Genomic DNA, 24668 nt, shown 5'->3' with positions numbered 1-24668 from the left:
GAGTGGTGGCGGGGGGCGGGGTGGAATCGTTCATTATCCGCCCTGCTTGACGGTGGCGGTGAGGACGCGGGTAACGTTCCCGTCGTCGCGGACCACCGTGCCGATCGCCCGCAGATCGACCTCACCGTCGACCCCGTCGGTCACGGTGACGGAATACATGCTGGTCAAGCCGCCGGTTCCCCCGTAGGCCGTCGGATTCGGCGGGAACGTCACGTTGGAAACGCCGTCGCGCCAGGTGATGTCCTGCTCCAACTCGCACAAACCGCGGTGCAAGCCGGCTTCGGCGACGTAGCGCGCCGTCTCGTAATCGCGCGTATTGATCGCGGCTCGGACGCGCAATCGGGTCGCGTCCATCAGGGCGATCGTCAGCAGCGCCGCGAGACTCGCCACGATAATGGCCAACAGCAGCGCCGCCCCGCTTCTCGGAGCAGGACGGCGCGCTGCCGAACGGCGGGCGCGAGGGGGCGGCGGGGGGGTGACGGAGCGACGCACGTCACTCCTGTCGGTTGCGGGTTCACCAACGCCGTACCCAGACGCGTCCGCGCACGGTTCTGCCGGCAGCGGCGTCGCGGGGCAAATCGACGGTAAGGGTAATGTCGATCAGCCGGGCCTCCGCCGGAACGGTCGTCGCCGTCACTCCGTCGGCCATATAGAAGGTCGGCGTGAACCCCGTCACCCCGTCCGCGATGGTTTGGGAGATCCCGTCCGTGATCCGCGAGTCCGTCATCTGCAGCGTGTTGCTGCCGGCTTCCCGGAAGTAGCGAACCGTTTCGCCGTTGCCGACATCGACATGAAACGACTCGTTCGTGGTCCCTCCGATTTGTGCGACCCCCTCCGCCTCGCGGCAGCGGCGGGTGAGAAACCGTATGCCGGCGTCGGCGTGTCGGAGCGCATCGTTCTCGCCCCGCAACTGGTCGGTGGCGTCCACCGTCCCTCTCAAAACCATGTGCAGCGACGCGGTCACGCCCCCCATCAATGCGGCGGCCACGACGATCTCCAACAGGGTGAGCCCGCCCCGCCCGCGGCATGCCGCGGGAAGGAGACGATGGGCTGCGGTTCGGCGGTTCGCCGGAGCGATCATGGATTCGCGTGCGCTTCGTAGGCGCTGAGTCGGGCGACGGCGACGGTCAATAAGGCCTGCGGCTCGTCGGCGTCCGGCGAGGCGTCGCCGTCTTCGTCGTACCAGGTCAGCGTGCCGATCGCCGCCAACCGACCGGGGATCCCGCCGTAGCTCGTCGAATCCGTGGTGAGTTCGGACGCCCGCATCCCCGGATAGCCGTCCACCGCGACCGTGGAATACACCGGCGTGGACGTCACCTGACCGTCCCAGTCCGCGGCGGTGCGGGCCATCAGCGTTTCAATCCGGTCGTTCGCCGCCGTCAGGCAGCGTTCCTGTCGATCGAGCCGATCCGCGGCCATTAATGCGGTGCGCGTCATCCGTAGCGCGGGCGCCAACGCCAGCGCAATCACGCCCGATGCGGCGATTACTTCCAAGAGCGTCAGCCCCGCCCGGGCGGGGAGCGCCTTGCGTCTCGAGCGGCGGACGAGCGGAGCGTTCATATCGTTTGTGAAACACGCACGGCGCCGGTGTGCGGCGGCACGAAGATCCGCCACGTTTGATCCGGACCTTCAAAGAGAATCTCGACGCCCCCGTGCAGAGGCACGCCCTCGAACGAAAAACGGATATGCGGATCGCCCGTCGTGATCTCCAGACCGTCCGGCGTCTCGATCAGATCGTCGATCGGATCCCAGTTATTCGGGGAGGTCTCGCGAACGAGCTGTGCGGAGAGCACTCCTGTGCCGGACTTGGTGAAGTCCACGCCGTGCGAGTCGCCCGTCAGGATCGCCCGTCGCTTTGCATCGTGGAGCAGCCCGGCGAAGCGCTCGACTTCCGTCCGTGCCGCGGCGTTCGCGAACAATCCGTTCGCCCGGCTCGCCGTCATCGCCGCGAAGATGCCCAGCAGCGCGACGACCGCGACGATCTCTAATAACGTCACCCCCCGACGTTCCTGCGCAGAACGCCGTCGGCTGCCCGGAAGGGGCGACCGACGGCGTGCGGGCGAGTCATTCACGGCGATTGAGTGGTCGGCGAGAGAGGCGCTCTCTTAGGACATTATGCGATCCGTTCCGTCTGTCGGGACGGCGGTCAGTTCGGCGTCAGCGTGACCTTGCCGGACGCGTACGCCGCCGTATGCTCCTGCCAGACCGGTTCGGAGTGCAGATAGCCGTCCGTGACGAGCGTCGTGGCGGCCGCGGCGGCGTCGGTCCCGGTCGGGTAGGCGCCGGTGTCGAAGCGATAACGCTCCAACGCCGACCGCATCTCCGCCGCGCTCTGTTGATCGGCCTGCTGGCCGGCCGTCGTCGCGGAGGACGTGATCCGTGGAATCACCACGGCCGCAATGATCCCGAGGATCGTCACGACGGCGATTAATTCCAGTAGCGAAAATCCGGCGCGACGGTTCGTTCTGCCAGAACGGACGGCAGCTCGCGTCTGACCGCGGTCCGCCTGGCCCTGGAGGGAGCGGGTCATAGTGGAGTCCTGTGAGAATGCGTTGAGGGGAAGACATCGCAGTACGGCCAACGGGCGGACGGCGACGAGCGGCGGTCATTCGTGACCTCCGATCCAATCTAGAACACGCTCGGCGGACGCGCCGGATCATTTCGGACGCCGTCTTTCATTTTCCGCACTTCGACGCCCGCACAGCCGGGGGTCGGTTCGCGCGCCGACAAATCATAGCTCGAACTCCTACGAAACTGGCCTACGGACCGCGACAATCCTCGCCGCCGAGCGCCGTGAAGGGACGCTTCGAAGCCGCTTCAGGACCGTCCCGCCGTTATAAACCCGACATGCGACCGTCGGCGGTGCGTGGTTTCGATCCCCTGCGCGGGGCGCTTCCGTCGGCTGCGCCGACGGCCGACGCTCTCGCGTCGGGCTGGTATCGCAGCAGCTTCTTAGTGAGCGTGCGGAACCGTCTCGCCGGTCGCCGAGTCGAACGTATAGGCCGAGCCGTCGATCGGGCAGACGGGCAACCCCTCCGGCAGCGTCGCGGCGAGGTCGGATAGATTCGCCTGCGGCCAGGACCCGGTGTTCCTCAGGTGCAGCGCCGCGTGCAGATCGATCGCCTCCCGGTTGCGGTCGCAGCTTTGCACGTTCACATCCCGCCCGGCGCCGCCGAGGCGCGGCACGACCACCGCCGCCACAATTGAGAGCAGCAGCACGACGGCGATGAGCTCCAACAGCGACAGCCCCCGCCGACCGCTTCGGCCCGCAACGCCGACCGTCCGACGATTGCACGACATGCGACGCGATGCATTCAACATGAACGTTCTTTCGGTGTTCGGGGAGTGAAACGCGCGCGGTCTGCTCAATTCATCTGGCCGATCAGGTCGAACATCGGCAGATAGACGGCCATGAGAATGGCGCCGATCGCCGCCGCGAGGGTGACGGTCAACACCGGTTCGATCGTGCCCAACAAAGCGCTGGTCGTGCGTTCGACGTCGGAACGCAGGTGGGTCCGGATCTGAGCCGTGATCGGCGCCAGCCGGCCGGTCCGCTCGCCGACGATCACGAGCTGGCGGACCATCGGGGGGAACAGCCCGCCTTCGGCGTCGAGCGCCGCGCTGAACCGTTCGCCCCGTCGAATCGCGGCGTGTAAGCGCCGGATCTGACCCTGCACGTGGCGGTTGGAAACGCCCTCGGAGGCGGGGATCACCGCATCCGCCAAGGTGAAGCCGCTTTCCATGAGATTGCCGAGCACGTCCATAAACTGCAGGACGGCGATCTTCCGGAACCAGCCGCCCAGGAACGGCATTCGCACGCAGGTTCGGTCGATCACGGCCCGGCTGTTCGGGTCCTTCCACGCCCAGATCGCCCCGCCGACCAGCGCGGCCAGGACGGTCAGGATCAGCAGCGCATGAGCCGTGACGGTCTGGCCGACCCACACGAGCAACCGCGTGATCGCGGGCAGCGTGGCGCCGCTCTCGTCGTACATCTCCTGAAACGTGGGGATGACGCACAGAATCATGAACGTCACGGCCCCGCTGCCGGCGACGGTGACGAGCGCGGGATAACTCAATTTCTTGACGAGAAACGCTTTGAGGTTCGCTCCCTGTTCGAGCTGTTTGGTCACGCGATCCAGGCTGTCGGGCAGGGTGCCGGCCCGCTCGCCGACCCGAAGTTGATGGACCAGCAACCGGGAGAACGACTCCGGGAACTCCGCCAGCGAGGCGGACAGCGTGCTGCCGGTCGCCACGGATTCGCCGATGCGGTCGAAGATGACGGCGTACTTCCGGTTCGCCGGATCGTCCCGCAGCGTGGCGATCGCCCCGGGCAGGCCGACGCCGTTCCGAATCAGCGTGCACAGATTCCTTAAGATCCCGACCAGATCCTTCCGCTTCACGACGACGGCGGGGCCGCCGCCGATCTTGATTTCCTGAAGCTTATAGAGAAACCCGAGCACGCCGGGGGGGGACGGGGCGGCAGCGGACATGAGGGAGTCGGGATCGGAGGTGCGGGAGCGAGAACGTCGGCGACATCGAGTCGGAATGAAGGGAGTCCGTAACAGCCGAACGCCCGAAACCAGCCGTCATGTCCTCCTAACCAGCCAGTTTGAAGTACACTTCTTCCACCGTGGTCACGCCGGCGCGCGCCTGTCGCAGCCCGCCGACGGCGAGTTCGATCATCCCGTCCGCGGCAGCCAGTTCCCGCAACCTGCTGCCCGGCAATCCCGCCTCGATCGCCCGCTCCATCGAAGGCGTGACGGCCATGATTTCATAAATCGGGACGCGACCGGCGTACCCGGTTCCATGGCAGCGTTCGCAGCCGGCGCCTTCAAAATATAAGGCGTCCGGATCGACCTCCGCGGGCCGTTCGCGGCCGGCGAACAGGAGGTCGATGAGTTTCTCGTTCGCCCCGCGTCGTTCGGCGGCCTGCTCGGTTCGACAGTGAGGACAGATCCGGCGGAGCAATCGCTGGCCGATGCTGGCGATCAGCGATCCGGCGATTTTAAACTGGTCCAGACCCAGGTCCGCCAGTCTCGCGACGGTCCCGACGGCGTCGTTCGTGTGCAGGGTGGAGATCAGCAAGTGACCGGTCAACGCCGCTTGAACGGCGGCCGTCGCCGTCTCACGGTCGCGAATTTCGCCGACGAGAATCACGTCCGGATCCTGCCGCATCAAATACTTCAAGCCGTTCGCGAAGCCCATGCCGAAATCATTGTTCGCCTGAACCTGATTCACGCCCGGCAGGCGGAACTCGACCGGGTCTTCGATCGTGGAGATATTCCGCTGGTCCGAATCGATGCTGCACAGCATCGAATACATCGTCGTCGTTTTTCCGGACCCGGTCGGCCCCGTCATGACGACCATCCCGTGCGGTTTATCGAGCAACTGGCGGACGCGGTCCACCTGATCGTCCGGCATGCCCAACGCGTCGAAACTAAACGTGCGGCCGCTTTCGTCCAACACACGCATGACCACCTTTTCCCCGCCGACGGTGGGGATGGAACTCACGCGGAAGCTGGCCCGGCTTTCCCCGTCGACCAGCGTCAGCGTGCCGTCCTGCGGGCGTCGCTGCTCCGCGGTATCCATATCCGCCATCACCTTAATACGGCCGACCACCGCCTCTTCGCTGTGGCCGGGGACGGTCATGATCTCCTGGAGTTGCCCGTCGACCCGATAGCGCACGCGCATCTGCGGATCGTGCGGTTCCAGGTGAATATCGCTGGCGCCGGAGTGCACCGCCCCCATCAGAATGGAGCGAACCAGCCGCACCACGGGGGCGTCCGGATCTTCGGACTGCGCTTGGGCCGACGGCGATTCGGCGCCGGTGCGGAGTTCTTCAAAACGAATATCGACCGCCGTCTGCCGAGCCGCGACGCGTTCGTCGAACGCCCGGTCCAGCACGGCGCCCAGTTCGTCCGCCAAACAGATGACCGGGCTGACCTGATAGCCGGTCAATAACTCGACCTCGCTGATCGCTTCCATATCGTCGGGAGCGGCCATCCCCAGCGTCAGCCGGGTGCCCTCCACGTCGACCGGGGCCACTTCCCGCCCCCGGGCGAACGCCTCCGGCAACAGCCGGGGCAGCTGGGGGTGAATATGCATCGCGGTGAGGGACCGGAACGGCACCTCGAACTGCTCCCCGAACGCCTCGCCCAGCTGATCCCGCGAGACCAGCCCACGGTTCAGCAGCAACGTGCCGAGGCGTCCGCGACCGCCCTTCTGGTCGGCGAGGGCGCGGGTGAGCGCGTCGGCGTCGATCCAGCCGCGTTCCTGCAGAATATCGCCGAGGCGGCGGGCCATGGTCGTGCGTCCGTTCGAGGTCGGGGAAGCGCTGGGAGGAAGCCTCGTCGCGCGGTCAGGCGGCTTTCCGAGCCGGGAGGGGGCCGGGAGCGCTCACTGCGGAGCGAGCCAGCAACGCGGCCGCTTTCGCTTCGAGCACCAACGGGTCGTAGGGCAGAATCAGGAAGTCCGCGACACCCGCGGCGAACGCTTCTTCCACTAATCCCTGAGGCGTATCGGCGGCGAGTCCCAGCACGGGCAGGGCGGCGGTGGCGTCGCCGGAGGCCAGCCGTTCCACGATCCGCAGGCCCGCCCCGTCCGGGAGTTCCAAATCGATCAGTACGGCGTGCACGCCTTCCTCCTCGGCCATCGAGGGCGTCGCGGCCGGGTCTTCCGAGAGCGGCACGACCCGATACCCCAGCAACTCCAGGCGCCGCATCGTGATCGCCCGCAGCAGCGGATCGTTCAAGACCACGCCCAGCGTTCCCACCACCCCGCGGACGGGCGTCGAGGGAGACGGGGCGCGAGCGGAACCGGCGGGGGCGACGGCGGCGGCGATGACGGTCGACCGAGGGAGGGGAACGGGACGCGACCGAACCCAGCCGCCGGCAACCTTACAACATGCCGTGAAGCGAGCAAAAAACTCGGGGAACGAAGGAGTTTCCCGACCCGGCAACCCTCATCGCCGTCGCATCCCGGACCGCCGACAGGTCCGGCGCCGGCCGCTGGCTCGCGGCGCCGGGGGACGGCGGCGCTCCGTCGGATGGCGGGCGAGAGTTCGACCGACCTCCGCGTCCATCCCGCCCCCCACCAGCCTGTTCACGCCCATGCCGCTCCGACCGCCCCGCGTCGCGTTGCTTGGAATCCTGGCCTGCGCGGCGGCGCTGAGCGGTTGCGGCGCGTCGGACCTTGCCGCCACCGAGGAAGCGGCCCTGCCTCCGGCGGAACCGACTCCCCGACCGGAACAAGTCGAGCCGGCTCCCGCCGCGGTACCGAGTCCCGCTGCCGTCTCGAGCGCTTCGCAAGGCGAGGCCGTTCTGGAGCAGCCCGTCGGGTGGGACTTCTTCGGCCCGCCCGTCGTCTCGGAGGAGGACGAGGAGGCCGGCCCCGTGGCGCAGCACCTGCACCTCCGGGGGTTCATCTCGATGGACGATCGCCATATGGCCGTGCTGTGGGCGGCACAGGAGGACGGTTCCGGCGTCGTCATGACGTTGGCCGCGGGCGAGAGCCGGGGCGGGGTGACGCTGGTCGAACTCAGCGAAGAAGAGGGAACGGCGACCGTCGAGCACCCCGGCCGCGTGGTGCTGCACCTGGCGCGCGGCACGGCGCAACGGGCGGGGGGCGGTTCATCGGCTTTCGTCCCCGGTCGATCCACAACGCGCCCCGCCCAAACGACCTCCCGGCCGGGGTCGCGGACGGTCGGGTCTCAGTCCGCCTCGCTTCGGTCCGCCACGTCTCGAACCGCCGCGTCTCAGTCCGAGGTCGCGATCAGTCCGGAACGGGATGCCCGAAGGGCGTTCACCCCGCCGCCGGCGCCGCCTGAACCGGTCTCCTACCGCGTCGAGCGGCCGGACGAAGACGGCGACGACAACGCCCCGCGGGACGACGACGATGAGGACTGACCGCCGCCCCCTCCGCGTCCTCCTGCCGGCCGCGTTCGCCCTGCTGTGCCTCGGCGCCGGCACGGCCGATGCGGCGACGTATTACGTTCGAACGTCCGGGAACGACACCCCGGCGGACCCCTCGTCTTGGGGGAATTCCGCGGACAAACCATGGCGCACCGTTCGAAAAGCGGCCGCCGCGGTCGTTGCCGGCGACACGGTCTACGTCGGCGCCGGCACCTACGACGCCTACGCCCCCCAGTACGCCGACGGGACGGCCGCCTCTCGCATCACGTACATCGCCGATACGGACGGCTCGATGACCGGCGACGCGGGCGTGGTGAGGCTGCGTCCCGCCGCGACCTACTCCGGCGAGTACGGGTATTGGCTCGGACTGGGAATCTACGGCGACTATACGACCGTCCGCGGCTTCACCTTCTCTCGGAACACGCCGTCCGATACACGGACCAGCTACGCGGCCGCGACCGCCTATTGCACCGAGATTCGGTTCGAGAACTGCCGATTCGAGAATTGTACCGGCGGCCTCGGAGCGCTGGAGGGCTCGAATCTGGTCGTCTCAAATTGCACGTTTCACGACTGCTCCTACGCCGCTCTGCAGGGTCGTGCAGCCAATGCCACGATCTCAGGCTGCACCTTCACGGAAAGTTCATTGGGCGTCTTTGGAGAGGATTCCACCCTGCAGATCAATACGTCAGGTTTTACGAACGTCGGACCATCCGGGACGCACATCCGCCTGACCGGCACCACGGCCACCGTTTCCGAATGCTCGTTCAACGGCGGCGGATACGGCGTTTATCGCAGCGCCGGCGCCGGCGTCACGATCTCACAATGCACCTTCGCGGACGCCGCGGTCAGCGGGGCGTACCTCACGGGCAATCAGGTCCAGATCCTGGACACCAGTTTCGACCGCTGCGGTACGGCCGTCTCTCTGCTCGACCCCACCAACGGCGCCGCCGCCTCGATCGATCAACCCGTTCTCACCGGCTGCGCAATCCGCGACAGCGACGAAGGCATTTCCACGACTTGGAAAGAACTGTCGCTCACGAACGTGGTCGTCAGCGGTCATAGCGTCGCGGGGATTTTGGTCTCCGCGTCGAATACCTCCTTCACGCTCACGGCCGACGACATCCTCACCTGCGTGAATAACGGTGTGGGGATCCTCTGGCCGGCGGATCCGACGCTCGCGACGCAGTTCGCCTACTCGGGCCAGTCAATGGCGGGCAACGGCGTTCATATCGAACTGGATGCGGTCGATACGATCGACGTGCGGAACGTCACCATGGCCGGCGGCGACTTCGGCCTGGCCGCCAATAATGCGTCCTCCGCGACGCTGCGCGACAGCACGTTCTCCGACATCGGCGCCAACGTGGTCGGCGGGGCCGGCGCCGACCTCGACGCGTCGAGCGTCTCCGCGGTGAACTGCGTCTTCCTAAGGGACGGAAACGGACTGCGGATCCGCACCGGGGTCGACCCGGACCTCCGTGATTGCACCTTCGATCGTTGCAGCGACCACGGGCTCTATCTCTCGAATGGTTCGTGGAATTGGGTCGCCGCGGACAACCTCGCCTTCATCGACAACCGGATCGGCGTCTACGGCTATCAAGTCAATTGGACGATCGACGGGGGGGCGGGGAACGTCACGATCGACGGGCCGGGTCCCTTGGCGTTTCCAGACTACACCTTCGGGTTGTTGGCAATCGAATGCAGCGTCGATTGGCGAAACGTGTCCACGGACGGGGCAGAGACGGGCATGCAGGTGGAGCGGTGCCCCGGCGCAATGCTGACGAATTGCGCGGCGAGCGCCGCGGACGATTGGGGACTCTTCCTTTATAATGATCCCGCAGATGCGTCCCCGACGGCGGTCACCGTGCAGGGCTACGTCGCGCTCGAATGCGAGAACGGCCTGGGATATTCCCGAAACGCGGCGACCGCGGCGGGAGCCGGGCAGCTCGACCTCTCCGGGATCGACGTCAGCAAAACGGTCGTCGTGGATAGCGACGGGTACCTGACCGGCGGGGCCAGCGGGACGGGAATCTATTTGGAACGTTGCTCGCTCGCCCCTTCTCGACACGGCAATCTCACGATTTCCGGCTTCTACCGGGGCATTTACGTCAATGCGGACGACCTCGTCGTCGACGGCGTGATGAACCTCGTGATCTCGAAATGCCAACACGCCTTATACCTCGCGACGGGAGTCGGCGTCGCGGTCGATGCGACCGTCTCGAACTGGACGGACGCCTCCAATTGGAGTTCGACGAAATTCTACCCGGAGGGCGGGTCCGTCACCGTCACGGACTGCGACTTCACCTGCCGGAGCGAAGGCGTCGCGGTCGACGGAGGCGGCTCGCTCACCGCGGAACGCTGCACGATCGCGACGCGCGATCTGGACTGCATCGTCTTCAACTCGCTCCCCGACGTCGCCGCGACCCTGGCGCTGACGGACTGCGACCTGACCGCCGGGGACGAGGGGATCGACGTGGACCAGATCGGCAACGTCATCGGCGATGCCGCAGTGACGCGTTGCCGGATCCACGACGCCGGGGGAGACGGCATTCAAATCTATGGGTTCAACGCGCTCCTGACCGATTGCTCCGTGCTCTCCTGCTTCGAAGACGCCTTCGACGTCGCGTTCGACACGACGCGCCGGGGCACGGCGACGTTCGACCGTTGCACCGCCGCCGCTTTTGGAAACGACGGCTTCGAGACCCAGTACGCCGCCTTCGTCGCCCGTGATTGTACGGCGAGCAGCCCCGCCGGCGACGACGGCTTTCAACCCGAATATCACACCGCCGACATCGCCCGCTGCTCCGTGTTCGGATGCGTCGACGCCGGTTACAACCTCCTGGACTGTTCGACCGCCGTCGTCGTCGACTGCGTCGCCTACGACTGCCTCAATACCGGCGCGGACGTTCGCAACGGCTGCGAAACGGTTCGGATCGATAATTTCCTCGCCGTCGGCGGGGACGAAGGCGTCACGGTGAGCGATGCGGGCGCCCTCGTCACCCTGAATCACGTCACCCTGGTCACAACGGACGAGGCCGTCCGCCTGTACAACGGGAGCGTGGCTCTGACGAACTCCATCCTTGTCGGGGTGAACTACGGCATCGAACGCAACGCGGGGACGGCCACGACGGACCACGTCTTGATCGACGCCCCGAACCCGTACGACGACGTGCCGCCGGGTTCCAACGACATCCTTAAAAAACCGCTGTTTCGCGACGTCGCCACCCGCGACTACCGCCTCGCCGCCGGCTCTCCCGCCATCAACGTCGGCAAAGACCTGACCGGGGTCGTCGATGCCGACCTCCTCGGCTACGCCCGCCCCAGCTACGGCGGGCACGATCTGGGCGCCTATGAATACGAGAAGCCCAGCGGCGGCGTGCGGATTCTCAAGTGGAAAGAAACCGCGAAGTGAGCTGAGAGCGAACGGTTGGGAGTGAAAGATCGAGAGTTGAGCGCACGACGGGCGTCCGCGGCGCCCAACTCTCCCGAGACTCGCACCTAATCCACGTCGTACTCGCTGGCCAGCCTCTCGAAGTCCGCCACGTTGCCTTCGGACAGGCCGCCGTCGCGGACGATCTCCGTGGTCGCCTCTTTATTCGCCGTCAGGTCGCGGGCTTTGGCGCTGATGCGGCCGCTGGCGTCGTAGCTGTAGGTCACCTCGACCGGGCTGCCCTTCGCCATGTTCGGCGGCAGACCGACGATGCGGAAGTCGCCGATCAGCGTGCAGGCGGCGGGGTCGCGGGCCTCGCCTTCGAGCACCTCGACGTGCACCGTCTTCTGGTTCTCGCTGGTCGTTTTGAACCGCTGCGTTTTGCTGGCGGGGATGGAGGTGTTCCGCGGAATCATCACGTGGTTCATCCGCGAACCCTTCTTCTCCGGGTCGGCGACTTTGATGCCCAGGCTGTGGCTATTCACGTCGACCTGTTTGACCCGTTCGAGCCGCTTGCGGAGGGCGTCCGCCATCTTCCCGCCGCCGCCGTGCTTGGCCTGCAAAATGGCGGCGTGAATCGCGGCGCCCTCGGCGACGGCCCGCTCCGGCATCAGGCTGCGGGAGGGTTCCTGCTTGGTGATCTCTTTCAGCGTCGATTCGACGATCGGCATGTAGGTCGAACCGCCGATCAGCACGACTTCGTCCAGCTGGGCCGGGTCCACGCCGGACTGCTGGAGCACCAGTTCCGTGGTGTCGCGGGTCCGCTGCATCAGGTCGGCGGTCATGCGCTCGAAGTCCGCCCGGGTGAGCTGCACCGTGAGCGTCTGCCCCTTGTAGTACACGCTGACCGGCGCCCGACCGCCCTTGGACAGCTTGCGTTTGGCGTCTTCGCACTCTTGGAAGAAGGCCCGCAGACCCTCGGGATCCTTGCGGGGATCGTCGCCGAATTTCCGGGTGAACTGCTCGGCGAGGTGGTCGACCAGCCGGTTCGACCAGTCCAACCCGCCGAGCATCACGTCCCCGTCCGTCGCCAGCACGCGGAACGTCGTGGAGGTGAAGCGCACCACCGTGACGTCGAACGTCCCGCCGCCCAGGTCGTACACGAGAATCGTCGTCTCTTTCCCGTCGCCGTCGACGCGGCCGAGATCCCCTTTGCTCCAGGCGTAGGCCAGCGTGGCGGCGGTCGGTTCGTTGATGATGTCCACGACGTTCAGGCCCGCCACCTGACCGGCGTCCTGCGTCGCTTTGCGACGCACGTCGTTGAAATAGTAGGGAACCGTGACGACGGCGTTCGCCACGGGGCCGATGCGGACCTCCGCATCCTGCTTCAGCTTCTTGAGGATCAGGGCGCTGATGAACTCCGGCGTGAGCTTCTTGCCCTGATAGACGACGTAATAATCTTTATTCCCCATCTGCCGTTTGACCGCCTCGACGACGTTCTCCGGCTTCTCCAAGGCGATGCGCTCGAAGCTGGGGCCGACCATCACGCGGCCGCCTTCGCCCAGCAGCACCACGCTGGGGGTGATGGGGCGGTCGTCGCCGTTGTTGATGATGGTCGGCTCGCCCTCGTCATTGAGGTGAGCGATTGCGCTGTAGGTCGTGCCGAGGTCGATGCCGACCGTCTCGCCGTCGAGGAACTTCATGGCAGGCTGCGTCCGAATGGCCGGCCCGGGGGAATGTGGCGCCGGGCGGGGAAGGGGAAGGCGGGTCGATCTTCCGCCCGCCGCCCGGCCGCCGCAACCGCCGCGGGACCGTCCCGCGATCACGCGGGGCGTGAGGCCGGGACAACCCGCGCCGCCGTTCTCACTCCCGCCCGAACTCGTTCCCGCCCGTGCCGCTCTCACTCCCGGCCGAAGAGCCGGTCCAGGCCGCGGCCGATCTCCCGGGTCGCTTTCTGTTCGAGCCGGTCCCGCTCCCGCTCGACGGCGGCGCTGGCCGCTCCTTCCGCGGCGGCGCTCGCCAGCCGGGACGGATCGATCCGCGGCGCGTCCAGCGTGCCCCCGACCGGCACAGTCGCGGTGCGGCCGCCGAGATCCCCGCCCAGCGGCACCTCGGCCCGCAAATCGAGGGTGCCGTCCAACCCGACCGAGCCGTTCGTCGCGATCTGCACCGATCCGCTCCGAGCGACGAGGTTCTGATGAAACACCCGTCCGCCGGAGAGCCGGAACGCCACCGATTGAGCCGGCAGCATCACCCGCACGTCCTCCAGATCGCCGCCGACGGAGCCGCGGAGCAGGGCGCTGGCGCTGCGAACCGCCCCCAGCAATCCCTCCGCGACCGGACCGGCGGAGAACTCCGCCCGTTCCACGACCAACCGCCCGCCGGCCCCCGAGCGGCGGAGGTCTCCGACGAGCAGTTCAGACAGCGGAGCGACGGCGCCGTCGAGGTCCACATCGAACGCCCCGTCGGCCTGCACGGAGTCCGCGGCCAGCGGGCTGACCAGTTTCAACCACCCCTGAGTGGCTTCCGGCGTGAATCGCACGCCGGACAGAACCCGCCCCGCGGGGAGCCGCACGACGGTCTCGCGACCGGTCAGATCGATCACCGGCGTCGTCCGCACCCGGCCGACCGCGGCGCCGCCGCTCAGCGGTCCCGCATAGGCGACGCTGCGAGTCCCGACGGTTTCGGCCCCGGCGTTTCCTGAGGCGGAGAGCGGCACGAGCGGCCAATCGACGCCGTCGATCCGCACCCGGCCGCCGCCCAACGTGGCCACGAGGTCGCCCGGACCGAAGGAGAACCCGCTCGCCGCCAGTTCGCTCCATCCCAATCCCGCCCGGGCGGACAGATCCGGCGAGGAGAGCCCGGCCGCGGAGCCGAGCGGTCCGCGGATCACGAACGGCCGATCGCTGGTTCCGATCACCGTCACGCCGGCCTCCGCCATTCCGAACCGCAGACCCAGCACAGCCCAGTCCGCGGCCAAGCGGCCGGAAAGATCCGCGATCATCGCGCCGGCCGGGTCCGCCAACGTGCCGCCGATCGACAGGGACGCCCCGCCGGCCGTCACCGCCAACGGCCCGAGGTGCACCACGTCCTCCGCCCCCGCGTCGTACCGCATAGTCCCCGCGACCGTCGCCGCCGGTTCGCGCCACGCTTCCGCCCACGGGGTTCCCGGAGCGGCGCCCGGGGCGGGGGGGGTGAAGAACGCGAGATCGGTGAAGGTCGCCGTCCCCGCGAACCCGGCCCCGCCGAAACCCTCGGCGCCGACCGAACCGGTCGCGGTTCCGGTCGCGGCGAAGCGCCCCTCCGGTCGCACGGAGGCGGCGTCGGCGGCGGGGAACCAGGCCCAGACCCGGGCCGCGTCGCCGGTCGCGGACAGCTCGCTGGTGAGCGACGGCGTCGCAGCGGGGTCGAATCGCAAGCGCTCCGCCCGTACGACCGCCGCGTCGCCGTTCCATTCCCCGTCCGCCGCGACCGTTCCGGCGACTGCGTCGTAGACGCCGCGGGCGTTCAGCGTGGCGACCGACTCCCGCAATCGCAGCCCGGGAGCGTCCACGCGCAAGCGACGGAACTCGGCCCGCCCGTCCTCCAAGGCCCAACCGGTCTCGACCGGCTTCAGCGTCGCCGTCGCCCGAATGTCTCCCGACGCGGAGACACCCGGGAGACTGACAGCCGCCGACAACCGCGGCACGAGCGTCGCCAACTCCCCGCGGAGAGTTACGGAAAGCTCGCTCGCCTCTCCCGGCGTCACCGTCAGGACGTCGTCGTTCGCTTCGGCCTGCACGCCGGCCAGTACGGGCGACCAGGCGCCGGTCGCGTTCCGGACGAGATCCGCCCCCAGCTTCACCGTGACCTCTTCCTCGCGGATCGCGGCGCCGCCGGCGGCGGGAGCGAAGGACAGATCACGCCCCACTCCCCCGAACCGCACGGTGAAGCGATCCGCCGCGGCCCGGCGGACCCGCACGACGCCGTCCGCCGCCCCCGACCAACGCCCGCCGAGGTCCAGCAGCCGGCCGAAGGTGCGATCGAAGACGGCAAAGTCGGCGGTGATTTCCGCGTCCAACTCCTCCGCCGTGCCCCGCCCCACCGCGGTCAGTCCGTCGGCGCGAGCTGCGAGGCGATCGAAACGCACCGCCCCCTCGGCGTCGCGCGTCGCTTCCGCGCGAGCGGAGAGCGGTTCCGCCGGCGCGATTCGCTCGCCCCCAGGCAGGACGGCGCGCAGGCCCGTCAGATCGACCAAAGCCTTCAGGCTTCGTGCGTCCGCGACGTCGCCAGCCCCCGTCGATGCGGTCAGGTTCAGTTCCCCCGCTTCCACCGAGACGCCGTCGGCGACGCCCAGCAGGCCGGGCAACTGATCCGCCAACGCGGCGACGTCCGCCCTCGCGACCAGCCGACGGTCCGCATCCAGCAGGGTCGCCGGATCGGCCGGCAGGGCGGTCGGCAGCGGGCCGTCGACGGACAGGTCGAACAGGTCCGAAGCGAACGCCAGCCGATGCGCCCGCACGGCCCCGTCGTCGCTCGACAGCCCGCCGGAGAGCCCGCCCGACAGGGTCGCGGCGGTGATCCGCAGGCGGTCGGTCGCCGGCCAGTCGGCCCGCCGTACGGTGAGGCGATCGCCGTTCACTTCGCCGCCGGCGGTCCATCCCTCGGCGGACAGCGTGCCCTTCAACGCGGCGGAGAGCGTTCCGCTGAGCGCCCATTCGTCCGCGTCGTTCGCCTCCTCTTCAAACCGGGTCAGCAGCGGAGCGGCGGCCACGAGCGGCAGGCCGTCGGCCCGCAGCGTCCACTCGTTGCCGGCGACCCGCTCCCCGCTCGCCCCCGTTTTCGGGCCGAGCGTGATCGCCAGCGGCCCGGAGCGTTCGCCGTCGCCCCACGTCCCGGCGCACTCAACCCGCTCCGGCAGCGTCGCCCCCACGGCCGTGCGCACCGTGCCGGACAGCTCCCGTCCTTCCAAACGGCGACCGGCCGCGTCGATCAGCACGAGCGTCCCCTCCTCCACGACCACCGCGTACCCCGGGGCGGCCCCGGTCGATTCGGCGGAGAGCAGGGGGGCGAGGAGGTCTTCCAGATCGCTCCCGCCGGGCCGCACCACGACGTGCGCCCGCGGCTGCTTGAGCGTGACGCTCCCGTAGTCCGCCGGCTCGTCGCCCGGAAACAGGGCGGCGGAGAGCAGGGCGCGCAGCGGCTGATCGGTGCGGATCGACGCGACGGTCATCAGGGGATCGCGGTCGGCGTGAGCCTCGCCGCGGGCCGTCACGACCACGTCGCGGAGCGTGACCGGAGCGAACCAGGACAGCTCCGCCCGAGCGACGACGACGTCCGCCTCCAGCTCCGGAAAGAGGCGATGAGCGATCGTGTGCCGCAGACCGGACCGGGCGACCAGCGCCGGGGCGAACCACAGCCCCGCCACGATCAGCACGGCGCCCACCAACGCCAACCGCCCCCAGCGCAGCGGCGCCTTGGATTGGCGCTCGCGGGGCGAGTCCGGTTCGACGGCGGGGTCGGTTTCGGTCGGCACGGGCGCGGCGGAGTGCGGGGGACGGACCCCGTCGAATCGGCTGACCGGGGGCCGGCAGACCGTGAAAACCCGATGATTCGCGGATGAAGACCGTTTTACGGGGCGGGCGAACCTGTTGCCGGGGGTCTGCGGCCCCGATAGGGTGATTCCGACCCGAACGGCCCGGGAGTTGCCCCGCGCGCGACGGCGTCCGGTTCCCGCGTGCCCGGGCCGTCCCCGGAGCGGGGGCGCCCGAGAAGCGAGAGTCGAACCCCTCGCGTTCGAGACGGGCGAACTTTCCGGCGGCGTGGCGGTCTGATGCGTGATTGCTTTTCCCCATCCCCGGTTCGCCCCGTCCCCGCGACGGAGCCGGCCGAATCAAGAAAGCTCCGCCATGACCGCCGTCGCGGCCCTCTCCCGCCCCACTCTCGTTCTGAACCGCAACTGGCAGCCGGTCGGAGTGGCGAACGTGGCCCGCGCGCTGGTGTTGCTGTGGAACGACTCCGCCCGCGTGGTCGATCCCGCGGACTACCAGCTGTACAGCTGGGACGACTGGAGCCGTAAGACGCCCGAAGACGGCGAACTCACCGTGAAGACGGTGCGGTTTGAGCTGAAGGTTCCCGAAGTCATCACGCTGACGACCTACGACAAGCTGCACCGCCGGACGGTGCCGTTCACCCGTCGGAATCTGTTCCGCCGGGACCGAAACGCCTGCCAGTACTGCGGCGTGAAGCCGGGCGGAAACGAGTTGACCATCGACCACGTCCATCCGCGCAGCCGCGGCGGCGCCACGAGCTGGGAGAACTGCGTGCTGGCCTGCGTGCGCTGCAATCATCGCAAGGCCGACCGCACGCCCGAGGAGGCCCGCATGACGCTCCCCCGAGAGCCGAAGCGGCCCGCGTGGAGCCCCGTGTACGGCGCCCGCAACGTGCGCGTCGAAAGCTGGGAGCGGTTCCTCTCCGAGGCGTACTGGAACGTGGAACTGCTCGGCGCCTGACCGCCCGTAGAGGGTTCGTCATCGCTGTTTCGTCCGTCGCGCCCCGGGTCCCCACGCGGTCCCGGGGCGTTTTCGCTGCGCTGGATTCGCGGACAGGCCCGGGCAAATCGCCGACGCTGGTTCGGGAGTTCAGTCGGCGACTGCCGAGAGGCGTTCGACGGTCAGGTAATACGCGCCGCAGATTTCTTCGCCGTCGGCGTCGAGGAAGGTCGTCTGCAGGTCCAGCGGTCCGGCGGGCAGGTCGAGCTGAACCGTGCAGGCGGTGCCGTCGGCGGAGACCGGGGCCGGGACGGTGCGGCCGGCGGCGGTCACGGTCGCGGCGGCGATCGGCAGGGCCACGCCGGCCGGGAAGGTTCCGTCGACTGCGTCGTAGGCCGGGGCGGGGGCGTCCAACTGCAGGCCGCTTTCCTTCGGCCAGCGCCGCAGCGTCAGCTCGTAGCGGCCGGGCCGGGCGACGGACAGAGACCACGTCCCGTTCTTCCGGTCGCCGCGGCGGACCTGCGCCTGTTGATCCACGAACACGTTCAGCCACTCGCAGGCGGTGAGGTCCGAGGGGTTCTCCGCGTCGTCCCCGACGACGACCCGGCGCACGACGACGGCGTCCTCCCGCACCCCCTCCCACCACCGGTCCAGATGACTTTGCAGCCGGGCGACGACCTGCGGGTGATCAGCGGAGACGTCGCGATCCTGGTGCGGGTCGCGATCGACGTGATACAGGGCGCCGCCCTGCAACAGACGCCACGGGCCCCACAGCACCCCGGCGCCCTCCTTCCGGGGGATGGTCAGGTCCGGCAGGCGCCGCGCGCGGCGCCGGGCGTTCGGCATGCGGCTGTAGTTCACGACCAGCGTGCGGTCGCCGAGCGTCTCCGCCTCGCCCCGCAGCAGCGGTGCGAGCGACACGCCGTCCAGCCCATCGGGGCAGGGTACGCCCGCCAGTTCGGCGAGCGTCGGCAGCAGATCTTGGACGTGGGTCAGGGCGTCCACGTCGCGGGGCTCGACCGCCCCGCCGGGCGCGCGGATCAGGCAGGGCACGCGGTGCCCGCCCTCCCACAACTGCGTCTTCTTCCCCCGCATCCCGGCGTTGTAGTACAGCTCGCCCATCGTGCTGCCGTTGTCCGTGAGGAACACGACGACGGTGTTCTCCGCCAGCCCGGCGCGGTCCAAAAAGGCGGTGAGGGCCCCGACGTTCTCGTCGATGTTCGCCCCCATCGCGAGGAAGCTGATCAGATCCTCCCGCTGCTGGTCCGTCAGGTCGGCCGCGACGTCCGGGTTCGCATCCAACGCCGCGCGAACCGGGCCGCGATATTGCTCCGGCACGAACCAGGGCCAGTGGGCGGCGTTGGGGGCGATGTAGGCGAAGAACGGGCGATCGTCGTCGCGGTTCATCCAGTCCGTCGCCTCCCGGAAGAACACGTCGGTGCAGTAGCCGTCGTATCGCGTCTTCGCCCCGTTGCGGACGTACTCGTCGCGAAAGTAGTCGTTGTTCCAGGCGTCCGGGACGCTGCCGATATGGGAGGAGGGGAACCACAGCGCCTCCTCGAATCCGCGATCCCCCGGACGGAAGGGGATGTTGTCGCCGAGGTGCCACTTGCCGAACAGGCCGGTGCGATAGCCGGCGTCCGCGAAGACGTTCGCCATCGTCTTCACGTCGGTCCGCATCAGCGCCCGGCCGCTGCTGACGTTCACCGCCCCGTTCCGAAAGGCGTCCAGCCCGGTCATCAGTTGCCCCCGGGTGGGGGTGCACATCGGGGCCACGTGGAAGTCCGTCAGCCGGACCGACTCCGCCGCCAGCCGGTCGATATGCGGCGTGGCCGCGACCGGGTTGCCGTTGAAGGAGAAGTCTCCGTACCCCTGATCGTCCGTCATCACGACGATCACGTTCGGCCGATCGCCGGCCGCGCCGACTGGACCAACGACAGTGGGCAAAACAGCGAGCAGCGCCCACGCGAGGAGCGTTGCAGGACGAGAGCGTATCATGGGCGAGCTTTCGGCGTGAGGGAGTCGGCAGCCGGGGCCGCGACATCGGTGGTCGGCCCGGCGGACAGAGGCTCGATGGGGGAACGGATCAGCGGCCGCGGACGGCCATCAGTTCGTCGATCAGGGCGGCGAGGCGGTTCGGGCGGCCCTTGATCGAGACGAAGCGGTGCCGGCCGGCGTCGTCGGGGACCCACTCCGTGTGAGCGTCGGAGTCGACGACCACCCGGCCGGCGGGGCTGACCGTCCACAACGATTCCTGCGGCCCGCGGACCGCCAGCAGCAGGGTCGCCTGGTCGTAGGCCGGCTTGCCGCGGTCGATCGACCGGCCGCCCATGTACGGCCGGATCTCGAACGCCCGACGGATCGGGTTGGGCTCCGGCAGGTCCTTCAGGCCCGCCCCGCAGATCAGCTTGGCGCCCACCTCGAACCCCTGCCACAGCGCCTCCGTCGGCCATCGGACCGCAACCGAGACCGCCGCCGGCGGGTCCAGCCGCAGGTTCCACTCCGGCTTCGCCGACCGCGGGAAATGCCCGCCCATCACCACCAGCCGCTTCACCTTCCGGGCGATCAACTCTTCCCCGGAGAGCGGGCTGGCGGCGTCTGGCCCGCTGTTCAGCAGATCCTCCAGGTTGCTGAGCGCCCCGACGCTGCAGATCACCACCGTTCCGTCGGCGGCCGCCGCGAGCGTTTCGCGGTACAGCGGCAGGGCGTCCGGCAGTTCCGCGTCCGGAGGGGCGTCGTGGGGGAACTCCTCGGCCAACACCGGCGTGTAGGAACTGCCCTTTCGCGTCGCGGTCACCGGTCCGACGGCGCCCTGCTTGTCCGAGGCGAGCGGCAGGTCGGGCCGACCGTAGAACGTGTTGATTACGTCGCACGCCGCCCCGGACAACCCCGCCGGGTCGGTCGAGTTCGTCATCACCGCCAGGATCTCCGCCTCCCCGCGGTCCGCCAGCGCGTGCAGCACGGCGAGCGCCCCCACGTCGTCGCAGTCGCCGGCCATATCCGTGTCGAAAATCACCGGGACCGGCGCCGCATCCGCGGGCTCGTTCGAGCCGGGCTGAAGACAGAGCGAAAGCAGGAGGAGCGGCGTCACGGGGCGGCGGGGGCTTGCGAGGGCGGCTGCGGGACGGGAACCCGCCGGGCGGCGGGCAGAAGCGGCGGGGGGCCGGTCATGAGCGGGGACCGAGACGTACGCGGAGGGCGTCGAACAGCACCGCGGCGACGATCACGAGGCCGGTGACGATCTGCTTGTCGGCATCGGAGACGCCCATCTGGGCCAGCCCGGTCTGCATCACCTGGATCACCAGCACGCCGAGGAACGACCCGACGACGCTGCCGCGGCCGCCCATCAGGCTCGTCCCGCCGATCACGCAGGCGGCGATGGCGCTCAGTTCGATCCCGACGGCGCCGTTCGGGTCGGCGGTGGAGAGGCGGGAGGTCCGGGCGAATCCGGCGAGGCTGCACATCAGCCCGCTGAGGGCGAACGCGGCCACGAAGTACGGCGCCGGTCGCACGCCGGACATGCGGACCGCTTCCTCGTTGGTTCCCACCGCCGTGCAGTACCGGCCGAACACCGTGCGGGTCAGCACGAACTGGCCGATCGCGACCGTCAGTGCCGCGATGAGGAACGCCGGCGACACGCGCAGCGCTCCCATCGGCTCCCCGAACGCCTCGACCGGGCCGCCGATGTAGACCGACTGGGAATCCGTCACCTTCTTCGTCACGCCCCGGGCGACCTCCAGCATCCCCAGCGTGACGATGAACGACGGGATGCCGAACCCGACCGAGAGCGCCCCGTTCACCGCTCCGCACAGAGCGCCGACCGCCGCGGCGGCCGCCAGCGCCGCGGGCAACGGCCACTCGTGTCGGGCCATCAGCACGCCCAGCGTCGCCGCCGACAACGCCAGCAGCGACCCGACCGACAGATCGATGCCGCGGACGATCAGCACGAACGTCATCCCGACCGCCAGAAAGGTCAGCTCGGGAATCTGATTGGCGATCGAGACCAGCGTGGAGGTCTGAAAGAAATTCTCGCTGCCGAGGCTGAACGCGGCGATCATCGCCAGCAGCGCGGCGGACAGCCCGCCGTACTGGATCAGCGATCGGGAGAGGCGGGGGGCGGTCATGCGCGGCGGTCCGCCGGGGAGGCGTCGGAGGTGTCGGCGGCAGCCGGGGAGGGAGCGGCTTTGTCGGAGTCGAACGAGGCTTGGAGGATCTTCTCGCGGGTCCACTCGCCCCGCTGGAACGTGCCGGTCAGCCGGCCGTCGCACAGCACGGCGATCGCGTCGCAGGTCTCGAACAGCTCCTCCAGGTCGCTGCTGACGATCACGCACGCCTTCCCCTCGGCGGCGAGGGCTTCGAGCAGACGGTAGATGCGGCGGCGGGCGGCGACGTCGATGCCGCGGGTCGGCTCGTCGAACAGCAGCACGTCCGCCCCGCGGACCAGCCATTTGCCGACGGCCACCTTCTGCTGATTCCCGCCGCTGAGCTGCCCGGCGAGCTGGTCCGGGCCGTGGCACCGGACGTCCAGATCCTCGATCAGCCCCGCCGTCGCCCGCCGCTCCGCCGCCCCGCGGAGCAGTCCGAACCGGCAGAACTTCGTCCACAAGCTGCACAGCGTCGCGTTCACGCCGACCGGCTGGGCGAGCAGCAGGCCGTCGCTCTTGCGGTCCTCGGTGACCATCGCCAGCCCCGCCTCAACCGCCGCCCGCGGGTGGCGGAACCGGCCCCGTGGCACGCCGTTCACCGCCACCGTCCCCGCGGTCGCCCGGTCCGCCCCGAAGATCGCCCGCAGCAACTCCGTTCGGCCCGATCCCACCAGCCCGGTCACCCCCAGCCGCTCGCCCCGTCGCACCTCCAGCGAAACGTCCCGCACCGGCCCCCGACACAGCCCGCGAACCCGCAACGCCACGTCCCTCTCGCCGTCGCCCTCACGACGGTGGGAACGGAACGCGGACGGCCCGGCGTCCCGTTCTTCGCCGCTCATCAGGGCGACCATGGCGTCGGTGGAGAGCCCGGCCGTGTCCCGCGTGACGACGTGCCGGCCGTCTCGGAGAACCGTCACGCGGTCGGAGAGTTCCTTCACCTCGTCCAAGCGGTGGCTGATGTAGACGACCGCCACCCCGCGGTCGCGGAGATCCCGCAGGTGGCCGAACAGCTGCCCGGCCTCCGTGTCCGACAGGGCCGCGGTCGGCTCGTCGAGGATCAGCACGCGGCAGTCGCGGGCGAGCGCGGCGGCGATCTCGACCATCTGCTGCCGGCCCACCCCCAGCGAACGGACCGGCGCCCCCGGGTCCACCCCGGGCAGTCCGAACCGGTCCAAGATCGCCCGGGCCTCGGCGTGCAACCGGCCGACCCGCAGCACCCCGAGCCGGTTCGGCAGACGGGCGAACAGCAGGTTCTCCGCGACCGACAGCGTGCCGATCAGGTTCAGTTCCTGCTGGACGATCTCCACGCCGGCGGCCTCCGCCTCCCGCTTCGACGCCGGGGCGTACGCCGCCCCGCCCAGCGTCGCCGACCCGGCCGACGCCGGCGTCAGACCGCTAAGGATCTTGCACAGCGTGCTCTTGCCCGCCCCGTTCGCCCCCAACAGCGCATGCACCTCCCCGCCGCGGACGTCCATGGAGACCCCGTCCAGCACCGTCACGGTCCCGTACCGCTTCGTCAGCCCGCGGGCCGCCAGCAGCGGCGGGGCGTCGGCCGCGTCCGCCGTCACGGGGCCTCCCCGTCGGCGGCCTCGGCATCAGCGCCGTCCGCCTCGGCTTCGATGGTCTCCGCGGTGACGAGGTCGACGGCGGTTTCCACGTCCCCCGCGGCCGGCTCCCCGGCCAGTTCCTTCAGGGCCGCCTCGATGCCGAACACGGCCAACTCGCCGCCGTGCTGATCGACGGTGGCGAGGATCTTGCCGTCGCGAATCGCCTCCCGGACCGCCCCGATGTTGTCGAACCCGATGATCAGCACCTCACCCGCCCGCCCGGCGCTTTTCACCGCGGAGAGCGCGCCCAGGGCCATCGAGTCGTTCGCTGCGAGGATCGCGTCGATCTCCGGATGTTCGCTGAGCATCGCCGCGGCCACGGAACTCGCCCGACTCATCTCCCACTCCGCGGACTGGCTGTCCACGATTTCGATCCCGGCGTCCGCCATCGCGGCTTCGAACCCCGCCTTGCGGAGCCGGGCGTTCTCGGAGGTACGAACGCCCTCCAGCACGCCCACCTGCCAATCGCCTTCGCCGAGCGTCTCCGCGAGGTACGCCCCGGCCCGCTTCGCCCCGGCGGCGTTGTCCGGGCCGACGAACGGGACCGTCACGCCCTCTTTCTGAAGGATCTCCGCGTCCAGCCGGTTATCGATGTTCACCACCGTCACGCCGGCTTTCTCCGCCCGCCGCAGGGCGGGCACGAGTGCCTTGGAGTCCGCCGGGGCGATCACGATCGCCTCCACCCCCGCGGCGACCATCTCCTCCACCAACGCCACCTGCCGGCTGAGGTCCCGCTCGTCCTTGATGCCGTTGACGATCAGGTCGTACTCGTCCGCGTGCTCCGCTTGGTGCGCCTCCGCCCCCTCGGCCATCGTCGCGAAGAACTCGTTGGCGAGGGACTTCATGATGAGGGCCACCCGCGGCTTGCCGCCGTCGCCGGCAGTGGCACCGGCGGATTCGTCTGTGTTCGACGAGCACCCCGCGGCCCACAACGGGACCGCGGCGAGCAGGGCGGCGGAAGCGACCGCGACGGGAATGCGGCCGGTGAAGCGGACGGTTAGGGGGAGGTGTCGAAGGGCGGTCATGGGTGTTGCGTCAAGAGGGCATGAATGTCGGCAGCGGACGCCATGCTGTCTTGGGCGCCGGCGGCGGCGGCAAGCCGCGGGTGGCCCTCATCATGAAGTCCCTCGCCAACGAGTTCTTCGCGACGATGGCCGAGGGGGCGGAGG

General features: G+C 69.2%; 19 protein-coding genes. 3 read left to right on the top strand and 16 right to left on the bottom strand.

What is annotated here, in order from left to right; all coding sequences use genetic code 11:
- Positions 1–33: 33 nt before the first annotated feature.
- From LzC2_RS11755 to LzC2_RS11715, 9 genes are all read right to left on the bottom strand, one after another.
- Positions 34–402 (bottom strand): hypothetical protein, encoded by a 369-nt coding sequence (locus LzC2_RS11755; RefSeq protein WP_171187124.1) that lies wholly within the window; start codon positions 400–402, stop codon positions 34–36.
- Positions 403–514: 112 nt separating this feature from the next.
- A complete protein-coding gene (locus tag LzC2_RS11750; RefSeq protein ID WP_206678676.1) occupies positions 515–1081 on the bottom strand; it encodes a PulJ/GspJ family protein in 567 nt (188 codons plus the stop codon).
- Positions 1078–1560, bottom strand: a complete 483-nt coding sequence (locus tag LzC2_RS11745; RefSeq protein WP_171187120.1) for a type IV pilus modification PilV family protein — start codon at positions 1558–1560, stop codon at positions 1078–1080. The genes LzC2_RS11750 and LzC2_RS11745 overlap by 4 nt, the downstream gene beginning before the upstream one ends.
- Positions 1557–2072, bottom strand: coding sequence for a pilus assembly FimT family protein (locus LzC2_RS11740; RefSeq protein WP_194362381.1), 516 nt, complete (start codon positions 2070–2072; stop codon positions 1557–1559). The genes LzC2_RS11745 and LzC2_RS11740 overlap by 4 nt, the downstream gene beginning before the upstream one ends.
- Positions 2073–2146: 74 nt before the next feature.
- Positions 2147–2530 (bottom strand): type II secretion system protein, encoded by a 384-nt coding sequence (locus tag LzC2_RS11735; RefSeq protein ID WP_171187116.1) that lies wholly within the window; start codon positions 2528–2530, stop codon positions 2147–2149.
- A gap of 422 nt (positions 2531–2952) precedes the next feature.
- Positions 2953–3300 (bottom strand): type II secretion system protein, encoded by a 348-nt coding sequence (locus LzC2_RS11730; protein ID WP_171187114.1) that lies wholly within the window; start codon positions 3298–3300, stop codon positions 2953–2955.
- A 65-nt stretch (positions 3301–3365) separates the two neighbouring features.
- The gene (locus LzC2_RS11725) at positions 3366–4490 is read right to left on the bottom strand and encodes a type II secretion system F family protein (protein WP_171187111.1); all 1125 of its coding nucleotides are present in this window, start codon (positions 4488–4490) and stop codon (positions 3366–3368) included.
- A gap of 106 nt (positions 4491–4596) precedes the next feature.
- A complete protein-coding gene (locus LzC2_RS11720) occupies positions 4597–6303 on the bottom strand; it encodes a GspE/PulE family protein (RefSeq protein WP_206678675.1) in 1707 nt (568 codons plus the stop codon).
- A 55-nt stretch (positions 6304–6358) separates the two neighbouring features.
- A complete protein-coding gene (locus tag LzC2_RS11715) occupies positions 6359–6751 on the bottom strand; it encodes a response regulator (RefSeq protein ID WP_206678674.1) in 393 nt (130 codons plus the stop codon).
- A 358-nt stretch (positions 6752–7109) separates the two neighbouring features.
- On the opposite strand from LzC2_RS11715, the gene LzC2_RS11710 reads away from it, so the two are divergent.
- The gene (locus LzC2_RS11710; RefSeq protein ID WP_171187107.1) at positions 7110–7904 is read left to right on the top strand and encodes a hypothetical protein; all 795 of its coding nucleotides are present in this window, start codon (positions 7110–7112) and stop codon (positions 7902–7904) included.
- Positions 7894–11319, top strand: coding sequence for a right-handed parallel beta-helix repeat-containing protein (locus LzC2_RS11705; protein WP_171187104.1), 3426 nt, complete (start codon positions 7894–7896; stop codon positions 11317–11319). The genes LzC2_RS11710 and LzC2_RS11705 overlap by 11 nt, the downstream gene beginning before the upstream one ends.
- Positions 11320–11405: 86 nt before the next feature.
- On the opposite strand, the gene LzC2_RS11700 is transcribed toward LzC2_RS11705, so the two are convergent.
- Complete coding sequence (locus tag LzC2_RS11700; RefSeq protein WP_171187102.1) at positions 11406–12980, bottom strand: Hsp70 family protein; 1575 nt, start codon at positions 12978–12980, stop codon at positions 11406–11408.
- Positions 12981–13177: 197 nt separating this feature from the next.
- Positions 13178–16792 (bottom strand): hypothetical protein, encoded by a 3615-nt coding sequence (locus LzC2_RS11695; protein ID WP_171187101.1) that lies wholly within the window; start codon positions 16790–16792, stop codon positions 13178–13180.
- A gap of 373 nt (positions 16793–17165) precedes the next feature.
- On the opposite strand from LzC2_RS11695, the gene LzC2_RS11690 reads away from it, so the two are divergent.
- On the top strand, positions 17166–17768 hold the full coding sequence (locus tag LzC2_RS11690) for an HNH endonuclease (RefSeq protein ID WP_171187099.1): 603 nt from the start codon (positions 17166–17168) through the stop codon (positions 17766–17768).
- A 129-nt stretch (positions 17769–17897) separates the two neighbouring features.
- Here LzC2_RS11690 and LzC2_RS11685 read toward each other — a convergent pair whose 3' ends face one another.
- The 5 genes from LzC2_RS11685 to LzC2_RS11665 all read right to left on the bottom strand — a co-directional run bounded on the left by LzC2_RS11685 (position 17898) and on the right by LzC2_RS11665 (position 24524).
- Positions 17898–19745 (bottom strand): arylsulfatase, encoded by a 1848-nt coding sequence (locus LzC2_RS11685; protein WP_171187097.1) that lies wholly within the window; start codon positions 19743–19745, stop codon positions 17898–17900.
- An 88-nt stretch (positions 19746–19833) separates the two neighbouring features.
- A complete protein-coding gene (locus LzC2_RS11680) occupies positions 19834–20838 on the bottom strand; it encodes a nucleoside hydrolase (RefSeq protein WP_315854641.1) in 1005 nt (334 codons plus the stop codon).
- A gap of 76 nt (positions 20839–20914) precedes the next feature.
- On the bottom strand, positions 20915–21871 hold the full coding sequence (locus LzC2_RS11675) for an ABC transporter permease (protein WP_171187096.1): 957 nt from the start codon (positions 21869–21871) through the stop codon (positions 20915–20917).
- The gene (locus LzC2_RS11670; RefSeq protein ID WP_315854640.1) at positions 21868–23460 is read right to left on the bottom strand and encodes a sugar ABC transporter ATP-binding protein; all 1593 of its coding nucleotides are present in this window, start codon (positions 23458–23460) and stop codon (positions 21868–21870) included. Before LzC2_RS11670 ends, LzC2_RS11675 begins: the two co-directional genes overlap by 4 nt.
- Positions 23457–24524, bottom strand: coding sequence for a sugar ABC transporter substrate-binding protein (locus LzC2_RS11665; RefSeq protein ID WP_171187094.1), 1068 nt, complete (start codon positions 24522–24524; stop codon positions 23457–23459). Before LzC2_RS11665 ends, LzC2_RS11670 begins: the two co-directional genes overlap by 4 nt.
- Between the last annotated feature and the right edge of the window lie 144 nt (positions 24525–24668).

Origin of the sequence: Alienimonas chondri, assembly GCF_013036045.1 — a bacterium.
Lineage (GTDB): Bacteria > Planctomycetota > Planctomycetia > Planctomycetales > Planctomycetaceae > Alienimonas > Alienimonas chondri.
The sequence above is the reverse complement of the archived record's forward strand: the minus strand, read 5'-3'. Positions and strand labels throughout refer to the sequence as shown.